Below are 14,310 nucleotides of genomic sequence, written 5' to 3'. Positions count from 1 at the left end.
GTGCGAAGGGGCATTGATTGCGACGGTTATGACTATGATCATGCGAGGCTGGAATGAAGTTGAGCAGAAGACTGGTCCCGGACGTCACCACGCTGCAAGCATTCGAATGTGCTGCGCGTCACGGCAGTTTTACGCAGGCCGCCGCAGAGCTGAACCTGACCCAGAGCGCCGTCAGCCGCCAAATCAAGGACCTCGAAAGCCAGATCGGCGTGCTCCTGTTCGAGCGCATCCGCCAGCGGGTCATTCTATCCGATGCCGGCCAGAAATTCCTGCCCGAGGTGCGCCGGCTGCTGACCCAGTCAGAAGAACTGATGGTGCGCGCCATGGCCTCTGCCCGCTCCGAATCCACCCTCTCCGTCGCATCGCTGCCGACCTTCGGCAGCCGCTGGCTGACACCGCGCCTGCCGGACTTTCTCAACCAGCATCCCGGCACGGTGATCAATATCGCCTCGCGATCGCAACCATTCGACTTCGAAGAACAGAATTTCGATCTCGCCATTCACTACGGCCAGCCGGTCTGGGCGCATGCCACCTGCAGCTATCTCTGCAGCGAGATCATCGTGCCGGTGGCAAGCCCGGCGCTTCTGTCCCTTAACCCGATGCAGGAGCCGGGCGAACTGGAGCACAAGCCGCTGCTCCACCTCGCCACCCGGCCGAAGATGTGGGCGCAATGGTTCGAGAGCAATGGTGGCGAGATGAAATCGGCTTATCGCGGCAATCGGTTCGATCAGTTCTCCATGGTCATCGAAGCCGCCATCGTTGGTCTCGGCTTTGCACTGTTGCCGCGTTATCTGATCGAGCAAGAGTTAGCGGCCGACCGGCTGCGTGTCGTCTTCGACCGGCCGATGCAGACGGAAAACAGCTATTATCTTGTGGTGCCGGAGGGAAAGCTGGAAAATCCGATCAGTCAGGCGTTCCGGGCCTGGATCGTCAGCCAAGTTGGTTGACGCGAGCGGGCGACGCCTTGCTGCAATGCAATATGAAGGCTGGAACATTTTCCGGCCGGATGCGTTGCGATCTGGATGAAAAGCCTCAAAGACACAGTTGCGAATGATTTCCCGGCATTGATTGAGACGAAAAAAGTGTATGCTGCGCTTTCATTTGCGCGGCACACGCGAATTCGCCCCGAACGTTGGCCGCGCTTCTTGCAACATATTGGCACTACGGCTAAAAAATGCCAATTTCTTGCACCACGCAGCCTTGTTAGCGAAGCGACTGTCGTCTTCACACCTTCCAAAGCCCGTCCGGGCAATGCCAAACTCTTCGGTTTCCCGTGCGCGCGAGACCCAGCGGCTTTCGGCAGAGCGCAAACGGACAGCTAGGATCGTGGCAGCGCAGAACCACAAATCAGGGCAGCAGCCCATCCGGCACGACCACCGGACCCTTTAACACCGCCTGGATCCAGAACCCGTACCCATGCCCCTTCATAACACGCCGTCCACGCCTCCGCACGAAGCCGAGATCAAGCCGATCGATTACAACGATTCGATCCGCTCGACCTATTTCACCATCGACGAGCTTCATGAATGCGGTGCAGCGCTCGCCCGTGACGGCGTTTCGTCCCTTCCGGGGTTCTTTCCTTTCGAGTTTCGCCAGCGCCATCGGGAAAATGAAGACGAGATTTTCCGCGTCTACAAGGTAACGGCCACCGATGTCGAAGCCGGCGCGTCGATCACGCCTGCTGCCGAATGGCTGCTCGATAATCACTATCTGGTCGAGGAATCGATCCAGGAAGTGCGGCGCGATTTTCCGCGCAAATTCTATCGTCAGCTGCCCACCCTGCCGGTGGCGGGCGCAACGATCCCGCGCACGATGGCGCTTGCCTGGCTGTATATAGCCCATACCCACAGCACGGTTTCGCGTGAAAGCCTGACGGCCATGGTTGCCGGCTTCCAGGAGCATGAGACCTTAAAGATCGGCGAATTGTGGGCGCTGCCGTCGATCGTCCGGTTCGTGCTGATCGAAAACCTGCGGCGCATCGCCATTCGCGTCGACCGGTCGCGCAACATGCGCAACAAGGCGAACGACGTTGCCGACCAGATCGTCCGTCTCGGGTCGCCTGAGAAATTCAAAGCGGTGCTGGCGGAAGCAGAGCAGCTCTGTGCGGACAACACCTTCGCCGCCCAGCTGCTGTACAGGCTGCGTGACGGATCGCAGACCTCCGGCTTCGTCATCACCTGGCTGGAAGACCAGCTGGAAAAGCGCGGCAGCGACGTCGAGGAGGCTTTGGTCGCGGAGCAGAACCGGCTGTCGTCGGGCAATGCGACGATGAGCAACATCATCCGCAGCCTGCGTGAAATCGACGACAATGACTGGGCCGTCTGGTTCGAAAGCGTCAGCAAGCTGGACGGCGCTTTACGTGAGGGGTCGGATTATTCCGCCCTCGATTTCGGATCGCGCAACAAATATCGCAACACCATCGAGCGGCTTGCCCGCCGCTCCGGCAGTTCCGAGCTTGAAGTCACGCAGATCGCGCTTGCAATGGTCAAGGCCGATGCCAGCACGATCGATATGCCGCATGAGCCGAATGTCGGGGGCTTTCTCGTCGGCAAGCAGCGCCGCCTGCTCGAGGAAAAGATCGGCTATCGTCCGTCCGTCCTGCAGACCATTATACGCCTTGGCCGCAAGCTCGACTGGCTTGCCATTGCCGGTCCGAATATCTTCCTGACCATCCTTGCGATGATCGCCGTCTACGTTTTCGTCAGCCCGATGGCGATTCCGACGGGTGCCAAGCTGATCATGCTGTTGTTGTTCGCTCTTCCCGCCTCGGAAGGTGCTGCCGGCCTCTTCAACACGCTGGTCACGCTCTTCGTGACGCCGTCGCGGCTGGTCGGTTACGAGTTCCTCGAGGGGATACCGGAGGATGCGCGAACGCTCGTCGTCGTCCCCTGTCTGATTTCCAAACGCGACCATGTCGATGAACTGGTGCGCAATCTCGAAGTTCACTATCTCGCCAACCCGAAGGGCGAAATCTATTTCGCACTGGTCAGCGACTGGGTCGATAGCCTAGAGGAGGAAACTGCGGCCGATCTCGAAGTGCTGGAATATGCCAAGGCCGAGATCGAAACGCTGAGCGCCCGTTACGCCCATGATGGACGCACGCGCTTTTACCTGCTGCATCGCCGCCGCCTCTACAACGAGGCCGAAGGCGCCTGGATGGGCTGGGAGCGCAAGCGCGGCAAGCTGCATGAGCTGAACCTGCTTCTGCGCGGCGACAGCGATACCAGCTTCCTTGCCGGCGCCAACACGGTTCCCGAAAACGTTCAGTATGTCATGACGCTCGATTCCGACACGCGCCTGATGCGCGATGCGGTGACCAAGCTGGTCGGCAAACTCTATCACCCGATCAACCGCCCGGTCGTCGATCCGGTCACCCAGAAGGTCACGGCCGGTTACGGCATCCTGCAGCCACGCGTCACCCCCTCCTTGACCACCGGCAGCGATGCGTCGGCGTTCCAGCGCATCTTCTCGGTCAATCGTGGTATCGACCCCTATGTCTTCACGGTGTCCGACGTCTATCAGGATGTCGCCGGCGAAGGCACGTTTACCGGCAAGGGCCTCTATCACGTCGATGCCTTCGAGGCTGCCCTGAAGGGCAAGATCGAGGAGAACGCGGTGCTCAGCCACGATCTGCTCGAAGGCTCGCTGGCGCATTGCGCGCTGGTCAGCGATGTCGAGCTGGTCGAGGATTTCCCGATCCGCTACGAGGTCGAGATGTCGCGCCAGCATCGCTGGGCACGCGGCGACTGGCAGCTCCTGCCATATATGTTCAATCTTTCGAACGGCGTCAGCATGCTCGGCCGCTGGAAGATGTACGATAACCTGCGCCGTTCGCTGATCCCCTGTGCCTGGCTGATCGCCTCGGTCATGGGATGGTACTATATGGAGCCGACACAGGCGCTGGTCTGGCAGTTCGTGCTGATCTTCAGCCTGTTCGTCGCGCCCACTCTGTCGCTGATTTCCGGCATCATGCCGCGCCGCAACGATATCGTCGCGCGCGCTCACCTGCATGCCGTCCTGTCCGAAATCCAGGCGGCCAATGCACAGGTCGCCTTGCGTATCGTCTTCATCGCCCACTCGGCCGCGATGATGATGGATGCGATCGTGCGCTCGATCTACCGGACCTTCGTCAGCGGCAAGCTGATGCTGGAATGGCGCACGGCCGCGCAGGTGCAAAGTTCGGCCGGCGGCAGCATACTCGACTATTACCGGTCGATGTGGATCGCACCGGTCCTTGCGGTCATTTCGCTGCTGCTGGCGGCAATTTCCGATACCGGTCTTCCCTTCATCGGCATTCCATTTGCCTTGCTCTGGGCCTTGTCACCCGCCATTGCCTGGTTTGTCAGCCAGTCCGCCGAAACGGAAGACCAACTGGTGGTAGCGGATGAGGTCGTCGAGGAATTGCGCAAGATCGCCCGGCGGACCTGGCTCTATTTCGAACAGTTCGTCACCGCCGAGCAGAATTTCCTGCCGCCGGACAATTTCCAGGAAATCCCGCATCCGATCCTGGCCGAGCGCACCTCGCCGACGAATATCGGTGTCTATCTGCTGTCTGTCATGTCCGCCCGAGATTTCGGCTGGATCGGTTTCGAGGAAACCATTCGCCGGCTGGAAGAAACAGTCGCCACGGTCGATCGCATGCCGAAATATCGCGGCCATCTGTTCAACTGGTACAAGACCGACACGCTGGAAACGATGGAGCCGAAATATGTCTCCGCCGTCGATAGCGGCAATCTCGCCGGCCATCTGATCGCCGTATCCTCGATGTGCCGCGACTGGGCCGAAGCCCCGTCCGCGCATGTACAGGGCAATCTCGACGGCATCGGCGACGTCGCTTCGATCCTGGCCGAAATTCTGGCGGATCTGCCGGATGACCGCAAGACCGTGCGGCCGCTGCGCCGCCTGATGGAAGAGCGGATCACCGGCTTCCAGAACGCACTTGCCGCCGTTAAGCGCGAGCGTGAGTTCGCCTCTATCCGGGTGATCAACCTGGCCGTTTTGGCGCGCGACATTCACAAGCTCACCGTCAATCTCGACCATGAGGTGAAGAGCGCCCAGAGCGGCGAAGTGACGAAATGGGCAACCATGCTCGTCAACACCTGCGAAGCCCATATTGCCGATGGCGTGTTCGACCTCGGCGCTATCGAAGCGCTGCGCCAGCGCCTGATCGTCATCCGCGACCGGGCCCGCGACATCGCGTTTACGATGGATTTCAGCTTCCTGTTCCGGCCGGAGCGGCGTCTGCTGTCGATCGGTTACCGCGTCAACGCCAACGAGCTGGACGAAGCCTGCTACGACCTTCTGGCATCTGAGGCCCGTCTCACCAGCCTGTTTGCCATTGCCAAGGGCGACCTGCCGACGGAGCACTGGTACAAGCTCGGCCGTCCGATCGTGCCGATCGGTGCGCGTGGCGCGCTGATCTCCTGGTCGGGATCGATGTTCGAATACCTGATGCCGCCGCTGGTCATGCAGGAGCGCCAGGGCGGTATTCTCAACCAGACCAACAACCTGATCGTTCAGGAGCAGATGAACCATGGCCGCCGGCTCGGCACGCCGTGGGGCATTTCGGAAGCAGCCTTCAATGCCCGCGACCATGAACTGACCTATCAGTACACCAACTTCGGCGTGCCGACGCTGGGTCTGAAGCGAGGTCTCGGTCAGAACGCCGTCATCGCCCCCTATGCCTCGATCCTTGCCAGCATGTACGATCCGAAAGCGGCGATCGCCAATCTGGAGCGTCTGCGTGGCCTTGGCGCGCTCGGGGCCTACGGCTTTCACGATGCCGTCGATTTCACCCCCACCCGAGTGCCGGAAGGCAAGACTTGCGCCGTCGTGCGCAACTACTATGCCCACCATCACGGCATGTCGATCGCGGCCGTCGCCAACGTTGTCTTCAATGGACGTCTGCGCGAGTGGTTCCATGCTGATCCGGTCATCGAAGCCGCCGAACTTCTGCTGCAGGAAAAGGCACCGCGCGATATTCCGATCATCAACACCAAGAAGGAGCCGGAATCGCTTGGCAAGGGCCAGGAAGATCTGCTGCGCCCCGAAGTCCGCGTCATTACCAATCCGCTGGCCAAGGACCGCGAGACGGTGTTCCTGTCGAACGGCCACTATGCCGTGATGCTGACCGCGACCGGTTCGGGCTATTCCCGCTGGAACGGCCAGACCGTTGTCCGGTGGAAGGCCGATCCGACCGAAGACCGCTCCGGCACGTTCATCTTCCTGCGCGACACGACCACCGGCGACTGGTGGTCGGCAACGGCGGAACCGCGCCGCGCCGAAGGTGAAAAAACCACGACCCGCTTCGGCGACGACAAGGCCGAATTCATCAAGACCGTCGGCGATCTCACCAGCGAAGTCGAATGCATCGTCGCCACAGAGCATGATGCGGAAGGTCGCCGGGTGATCCTGCTCAACACCGGAACAGAGGATCGCTTCATCGAAGTGACATCCTATGCAGAACCGGTTCTGACCACCGATGATACCGACAGCGCCCATCCGCTGTTTGCCAAGATGTTCCTGAAGACGGAAGTCGATCCGAAGGGTGACGTCATCCGCGTCACGCGCAACAAGCGCAGTCCCGGCGAACCGGATATGCAGGTCGCGCATCTGATCGTCGATAATGCCGCCAGCACCCGCCATACCGAAGCAGAGACGGACCGCCGCCGCTTCATCGGCCCGGGCCGCACGCTGGCCGAAGCGCAGGCTTTCGATACCGATGCCAAGCTTTCCGGCTCGGACGGCTATACGCTCGATCCGATCGTGTCGCTACGCCGCGTCGTGCGCGTACCGGCCGGCAAGAAGGTCAGCGTGATCTTCTGGACCATCGCTGCGCCGAACCGTCAGGATATCGACAAGGCTGTCGATCGTTATCGCCATCCCGACAGCTTCAACCATGAGCTCATCCACGCCTGGACACGCTCGCAGGTGCAGATGCGCCATGTCGGCGTGACCTCGCAGGAAGCCGCAAGTTTCCAGATGCTCGGCCGCTACCTTGTCTATCCCGACATGCAGTTGCGCGCCGATACCGCTACGGTGCAGGCCGGTCTTGCCCCGCAATCGGCACTCTGGCCGCTGTCGATCTCGGGCGATTTCCCGATCTTTGCCGTCCGCATCAATGACGACATCGATCTTGGTATCGCGCGGGAAGCCTTGAGGGCGCAGGAATATCTGCGCTCGCGCGGCGTCACCGCAGACCTGGTGATCGTCAACGAGCGCGCCTCGTCCTACGCGCAGGATATGCAGCACACGCTCGACGCGATGGCGGAAAACCTGCGCCTGCGTGGCCTGTCGGACGGCCCGCGCCAGCATATCTTCGCGGTTCGCCGCGACATCATGGAACCGCAGACCTGGTCGGCGCTTTTGTCCGCATCCCGTGCCGTGTTCCATGCCCGCAACGGCAAGATCTCGGACCAGATTTCGCGTGCTGAAAATCTCCTGGCAAAACCGTCGCGGAAGGAAGTTATTCCTGCTGCGCCGTTGCTGGCGGTCATTCCAGAGGACAGCAGCGCCAAAAGCGTCGACATCACCGGTGACGGGCTGGACTTCTGGAACGGCTATGGCGGTTTCTCCGCCGACGGCCGCGAATACGTGACGCGACTGCGGGGGGGCGAAGCGACGCCGCAGCCGTGGATCAATGTGATTTCCAACGAAACCTTCGGTTTCCACGTTGCCGCCGAAGGCTCCGCCTTCACCTGGGGCCGCAACTCGCGCGACTATCAGCTGACGCCCTGGACCAACGATCCGGTCATCAACCGTCCGGGCGAAGCCATCTTCATCCGCGACATGAACAGCGGTGCTGTCCTGTCCCCCTATGCTACCTTGTCCCGCCGCAAGTCGGTCGCGTTCGAGACGCGGCATGGTCTGGGCTATTCCGTGTTCAAGAGTGTTCAGGATGGGCTGGAAATCGAGGTCGGCCAGACTGTTCATCGCACCGCGCCGGTCAAGTATCTGCGGCTGCGGTTGAACAACACCACCAACGAAGCCCGTAGTCTGAAAATCTACGGCTATGCCGAATGGGTGCTCGGCAACAATCGGGCAAAGACGGCACCTTTCATCCTGTCGCATCGGGATGAGGCGAGCGGGGCCGTGCTGGCGACCAATCCCTACAGCATCGACTATTCCGGCCGTACCGCATTCCTCGCGGCGAGCGACATGCCTTCGGGGTTCACCTCCAGCCGGCGCGAGTTTCTCGGCCAGGGGGGTAGCATCTACGCGCCGCAGGCCGTGCTTGGCGGCGGTGCGTTGTCAGGTGCCGTCGAAGCCGATGGCGATCCCTGTGCGGCGATCGTTGTCGATGTGATGCTGGCGCCGGGTGCCAACCGCGAACTGACGTTCTATATCGGCGATTCCGACAATGCCGGGCAGGCCCTCGAGCATCTGACGGAGGCTCGCAAGAGCACGTTCGAAACGGTTCTCGAAGCGTCCAACAGCTACTGGCAGGACTTTACCGGTGTGCTCCAGATCGAAACGCCCGACAAGGCGTTCGACAACATGGTCAATGCCTGGCTCCCCTATCAGAGCCTTGGCTGCCGGATCCTGGCACGCTCGGCCTTCTACCAGGCAAGCGGCGCTTTCGGCTTCCGCGACCAGCTGCAGGATACGCTCGCCTTCATCGTGCACCGGCCGGAGCTTGCCCGGGCGCAGATCCTCAACGCCGCCGGGCGGCAGTTTATCGAGGGCGACGTGCTGCATTGGTGGTTGCCGAACACCGGCGCCGGCGTGCGCACGCTGATTTCCGACGATGTCGTCTGGCTCGGCCATGCCGTGCAGCACTATTGCTCGGTCACCGGAAACAAGGACATTCTCGACGAGCAGATCGCCTTCATCGAAGGGGCGGCTCTGGAGCTTGGCCAGCACGACAGCTTTTATCAGCCGACCGTATCGGAGCGGCGTGCCAGCCTCTATGAGCATTGCGCTCTGGCACTCGACCTCGCCATCGCCCGCAAGGGCGAGAACGGCCTGCCGCTGATCCTCGGCGGCGACTGGAACGACGGCATGAACCGCGTCGGTATCGAAGGCCGCGGTACCAGCATCTGGCTCGGCTGGTTCCTTGCATCGACGCTGCGCTCCTTCCTGGTCATTGCGCGCGAGCGTGGCGACACCCAGCGGGTTTCCGCCTGGGAGGCGCATCTTGACAGCCTGAAGAAGGCGCTTGAAACAGCCGGTTGGGATGGCAACCACTATCGGCGCGGTTACTATGACGACGGCACGCCGCTTGGTTCTGCCGAAAGCAGCGAGTGCCGGATCGATTCGATCGCCCAGTCCTGGAGCGTGCTTTCCGGTGAAGGTGATGCTGCCCGCTCGGCCGAGGCCATGGATGCGGTGCTGGCAGAACTGGCCGACGGCGATCACCAGATCATCCGCCTGTTCACCCCGCCGCTGTCGGGAACCGCGCAGGACCCAGGTTATATCAAAGCCTATCCGCCTGGTGTTCGCGAAAACGGCGGACAATATACCCATGCGGCGACCTGGGTGGTGCTGGCGCTGGCGGCACAGAACCGGAGGGAAGACGCCTGGCGCGCCTTCGAGATGCTCAATCCGGTCAATCATGCGAAGGACCGCGAAAGCGCCGATCACTACCGGGTCGAGCCCTATGTTGTCGCCGCCGATATCTATGGCGACGGCATCCTGACCGGACGTGGTGGCTGGACCTGGTACACAGGCTCTGCGGCCTGGCTCTACCGTGCCGCAGTCGAAGGTATTCTCGGCATCCGCCGGCAGGGTGACAAGCTGATCGTCCAGCCGGTCCTGCCGGAGGACTGGGATGGGTTCTCGGCAACGTTGACCATCGACGGCAAGGCACATGTAATTTCCGTGACAAAAAATGCGGAAAACGGCGAGCCGATCGTCAGCGTCAATAATACTGTCACAAAAAACGCGCATGAAGGCGTTTTGCTGTAGCTGCCGGCGTCATACCAAGGATTGAAACCGGCTTTGCACCAGAAGGCGCAAAGCCGGTTTTGTTTTGATCGCCTGCATCGATATCGCGTCAATGGGGGCAGGGGCACTGAACTCGGACGAGACCATTCTGAATGCTTCAAAAGCTGCAATTCCAGGCATCTCGCGGTGATGGACAGGTGGGAGAAACCCAGACTGTCTCCTCCCAGCGCGACACCCGCCTCGACGTCTTTCGGGCGCTTTGCCTGCTGACCATCTTCGTCAATCATGTGCCGGGACAATATCTCGAATATCTGACCACCAAGAATTTCGGCTTTTCGGACTCGGCCGAGGCATTCGTGCTGATCTCGGGACTGTCCGCTGGGCTGGCCTATGGCCGGAAGTTTACGATCGGCAACCGCCTCGCGCTGAGCCTGAAAATCTGGCGGCGCGCGTTCACCCTCTACATCGCGCATATCATGACCAGTATCATCACGCTGGCGATCTTTGCCGGCGGAGCGCTCTATTTCGGCCGGCAGGACCTGATCAGCGAGATCAATATCCGCCCGCTGGTCGATCATACCGAGCAGGGATTTGTCGCCATGGTTCTGCTCGGACATCAGCTGGGCTATAACAACATCCTGTCGATGTACGCGGTCGTCTTCCTGCTGTTACCCGGAATGCTCTGGCTGCACGGGCGCAGCCCCTTCCTGCTGTTCATGGCATCTGCGGCACTGTGGCTTGCGGCCGGCATCTTCACGATCGTGCCGATCAACTTCCTCGACGAGGGCTACTGGTTCCTCAATCCGTGGTCGTGGCAGTTCCTGTTCGTCATCGGGATGATCTGCATGATGCGGTCGCGTACCGGAAAGCCGATCGTGCGTCATCCGGCACTCGTGGCGATCTCAGGCTGCTATGTGACGGTATCGCTGTTCTGGGTGCTTCTGTCCTGGTGGAACCTTGATTTTTCCTACGGCTTGCCGGCGGTCCTGACGGGGTTCGACAAGACCTTCCTCTCTTTGACACGCTTGCTGCATGTTCTGGCGCTCGGATATCTGCTTGCGGTCTTTCCAGTCTTCAGCCGGATGACGCGCCTGCGCATCGATCACCCGCTCGTCCTGATCGGCCGGCATTCGCTGCCGGTGTTCATCTTCGGCACGATTCTGGCGATGGTCGGGCAGGTGCTGCTGTTCGTGACGGGGCGCGATCCTCTCTGGGGCGCTCTGTTCGTGCTGGCCGGTATCGGGCTGCACTTCGCCTATGCCCGCTACCTCGACTGGATCGGCGGCCTCTCCCGGCCCACTGCGGCACAGGCATAAAAAAGGCCCCTGTGCGGGGCCTTTTCTTGTTGACTGGGTCGGTCTGTTATCAGGCTGCGGCGTGGCTCATACGGACATCTTCGTCCGTCAGAATGCCGCTTGCGCGCAGAAGCGAGGCAAACCGGCCATTGCTCTGGCTCAGTTCGTGGAAGCCACCCATCTCGACGATCCGGCCATGATCCATAAAGATCACCAGATCGGCTTCACGTACCGTCGACAGGCGGTGGGCGATGATGAAGGTGGTGCGATCCTTGCGCAGATTGTCGATCGCAGCCTTCACCCGGTTCTCGGTCTCGACGTCGAGCGCGCTGGTTGCTTCGTCGAGCACGAGGATCGGTGCGTTCTTCAGGATCGCCCGGGCAATGGCGATACGCTGGCGTTCGCCACCGGACAGCCGGTTGCCACGTTCGCCGACGCGGGTATCGTAGCCACCCTGGCGGCCTTCGATGAAATCGCCAGCAGCGGCAGCTTCGGCCGCAGCCATCACTTCGTCGAGCGATGCATCCTCACGGCCGAGACGGATGTTCTCGCAGATCGACCGGTTGAGCAGGCCCGCATCCTGGAACACGGTAGCGATCGAGCGGCGCAGCGACTTGCGGGTGACGGTCGAGATATCGACGCCATCGACAAGGATCTGGCCACCAGCCGGCTCATGGACACGCTGCAGGAGGTTGACCAGCGTCGTCTTGCCGGCGCCGGTCGGGCCGACGATGGCGATCGTCTGGCCGGCCTTAGCGGTGAACGACACGTTGCGCATACCTTCGGTCGAATTGGCGAAGTTGAAGGAGACGTCGCGGAATTCGACTTCGCCACGAACATTGTTCAACTCGCCGGCATCGGCAGGCTCTTCCCGTTCACGCACCGAGTCTTCCAGAACGAAGAAGTCTTCAAGCTTGGCACGGGCTTCGAAAATCTGCGTCACGAAGGCTTTCATCTGGTCGAGGCGGCCGATCAGCAGTCCGGCAAAGCCGATGAAGGCAATGACGTCGCCGATGCCGAGTTCGCCCCTCTGCACCAGCACGGTGCCGATGACGAGGATGGCCATCATCGAGATGGTTGAGGCCATACGGTTCAGCGCGCTGGCCAACGCCCACCAATCGAGGACCGGCAGCTGGGCAGAGATCAGCTTCTGCGTAAAGTTCTTCAGTTCGCGGGTTTCAGCTTCGATACGGTTGTAGCTGTGAACGACCGAAACGTTGCTGATCGAGTCGGAGACGTGCGAGAAAACCGTGTGGTAATGGTCCTCGACCGAAGCCTGACCTTCCTTGGTCCGGGTCATGACGAACTTGCCGACGACGACATAGAGAACGCCGAGGACGACGAGAACCAGCGACAGGCGAACGTCCATGGCAAAGGCTGTCGGGATCAGCAGCGTCAGCGCCACGGCGGTCGCTAGATGCTGGCGCATGAATTCGAGCCAGAGGCCGAACAGCGTTTCACAGGCACGCAAAAGGGTGTGCAGCGCATTGGAGGTGCCGCGCTGGGTATGCCACGAAAGAGGCATCGAGATGATGCGGCCGAAGGCTTCGGTGATCAGCGTCGAACGGCGCGTATGCGCCAACCGGTCTGCCTCACGGGCAACCAGAACAAACGCTACCGTATTGAAGACGCCAAGGCCCGCCCACATCAACAGCAAGGGCGTGACGGTCTGCTTGGACGTGATCGCGTCGATGATGCGCCCGAACAGGATGGGTTCGGCGATCGTGATAACGGCCAAAACAACGTTGGCGACCACGATGGCCGAAACACGGAGCTTGTGGACGGCAAGATACTGAAGTGCTCGTATATAGACCTGGAACAATGACACTGTCTTATCCCTCTTGGGCAGTTGGTTTGCGGTGCAATGAAAAAGCAACTGGGCATTTGCATCGCGGGAAATGGTCTGGGAGGAAAAGAACTGATTTAAAACTATTCATTCTCTCATCTTTGGCTGATGGAATGAAAATTCCAAAACTGAACGTCTTCTTCCCTCCATCTTTATTGTCGTGAATCACGGATGCCGAAAACCAACTTTTTACTTCGCCGCGCAAACTTGGTTATGCTAAACCGGCGATGTGACTGGAAATTCCAGGCGCCGTAGGCTCAACATTCATAGCTCGCTATTTTTCGCGCCTTGCAGTTCGTTGACGATGCGGTGTTAGGTGCTTCCGTGACTGATGGGGGGATTATCGCGCTTGCAACATGAATGGGTGCTGAACGACACGATCATGTTGCGGCGCGGTAGAGCGGTCAGAGACTGAAAGCAACTTTTTGAAGGGGTGTTTATGAATATTACTTTGCTGGTGCAATTTTTGGCACTGATTGACGAGATGCGCAGCAGGGACGAGATCGTTCAGGAATTTGAACGGGTTCTCGACCGCTACGGTTTCGACTTTTACGGAATTGTCCGCCAGCCGAAGCCCGACGAAAATCCGCTGAGCCTTCTCCTTGCCGGGCGGTGGCCGGACGGCTGGCCGCAAATATATATCAAGAAAAAATACGTCATCATCGACCCGACCATCCGCTATCTCGGACATGCGCAACGCGGCTTCCGCTGGCGCGAGACGCTGGTAGCCTTCCGCTCCGACCCGCATCGCAAGCGCATGGAACGCATGATGGTCGATGCGCGCGGCCATGGCCTCCATGACGGGTATATTTTTCCTGTCCACGGAAGGCGCGGGCTGCTCGGCAACATGACATTGGGCGGTCGCGTTGTTGATCTCAGTTCCGTGGAAATGAACATTTTCGACGGCATTGCCAAGAAGTTGTTCTGGCGCCTTCTGGAACTGGCCGATCCGAGCGTGCTTGCCGATATGGTTTCCAACGTCGATGTGCAAATGACCCGCCGCGAGATGGAAGCGCTACATTACCTCGCAGATGGCATGACCTCCAACGAGATCAGCAAGATTCTCGAAATCTCCACCCACACCGTCGATTGGTACATGAACGGCATCCAGGACAAACTGAACGCGAAAAATCGCCATCATGCGGTGGCGCTGTCTTTCCGTCTCGGACTGATTTCCTGAACGAAAATGAATCTTGCTTCCGCATCACTCTGAAATTGAACTTCAAGTCATGAAACGCTAATAATTCTTTTCGCGGTGCAGCATTACCGTGTTTCAAGTCTTGA

At 60.1% G+C, this 14,310-nt stretch carries 5 protein-coding genes; 4 read left to right on the top strand and 1 reads right to left on the bottom strand.

Features of this window, described 5'->3' with window-relative positions; genetic code table 11:
• Window positions 1–53 precede the first annotated feature (53 nt).
• The 3 genes from ACP7E6_RS19095 to ACP7E6_RS19085 all read left to right on the top strand — a co-directional run bounded on the left by ACP7E6_RS19095 (window position 54) and on the right by ACP7E6_RS19085 (window position 11,201).
• Complete coding sequence (locus tag ACP7E6_RS19095) at window positions 54–947, top strand: LysR family transcriptional regulator (RefSeq protein ID WP_426231299.1); 894 nt, start codon at window positions 54–56, stop codon at window positions 945–947.
• 469 nt (window positions 948–1,416) lie between these two features.
• Window positions 1,417–9,906 (top strand): GH36-type glycosyl hydrolase domain-containing protein, encoded by an 8,490-nt coding sequence (locus ACP7E6_RS19090; RefSeq protein WP_426231298.1) that lies wholly within the window; start codon window positions 1,417–1,419, stop codon window positions 9,904–9,906.
• A 131-nt stretch (window positions 9,907–10,037) separates the two neighbouring features.
• Window positions 10,038–11,201 (top strand): OpgC family protein, encoded by a 1,164-nt coding sequence (locus ACP7E6_RS19085; protein WP_426231297.1) that lies wholly within the window; start codon window positions 10,038–10,040, stop codon window positions 11,199–11,201.
• Between the two features lie 49 nt (window positions 11,202–11,250).
• Here the strand turns inward: ACP7E6_RS19085 and ACP7E6_RS19080 are convergent, their stop codons facing one another.
• Window positions 11,251–13,008: a glucan ABC transporter ATP-binding protein/ permease gene (locus tag ACP7E6_RS19080; RefSeq protein WP_426231296.1), complete on the bottom strand. Its 1,758-nt coding sequence runs from the start codon at window positions 13,006–13,008 to the stop codon at window positions 11,251–11,253.
• Between the two features lie 457 nt (window positions 13,009–13,465).
• On the opposite strand from ACP7E6_RS19080, the gene ACP7E6_RS19075 reads away from it, so the two are divergent.
• The gene (locus tag ACP7E6_RS19075) at window positions 13,466–14,206 is read left to right on the top strand and encodes a LuxR family transcriptional regulator (protein ID WP_426231295.1); all 741 of its coding nucleotides are present in this window, start codon (window positions 13,466–13,468) and stop codon (window positions 14,204–14,206) included.
• Window positions 14,207–14,310 lie beyond the last annotated feature (104 nt).

Source organism: Pararhizobium sp. DWP3-4, assembly GCF_049898205.1.
In the GTDB taxonomy this organism is placed as follows: domain Bacteria; phylum Pseudomonadota; class Alphaproteobacteria; order Rhizobiales; family Rhizobiaceae; genus Pararhizobium.
This window is presented reverse-complemented; position numbering and strand designations above follow the sequence as displayed.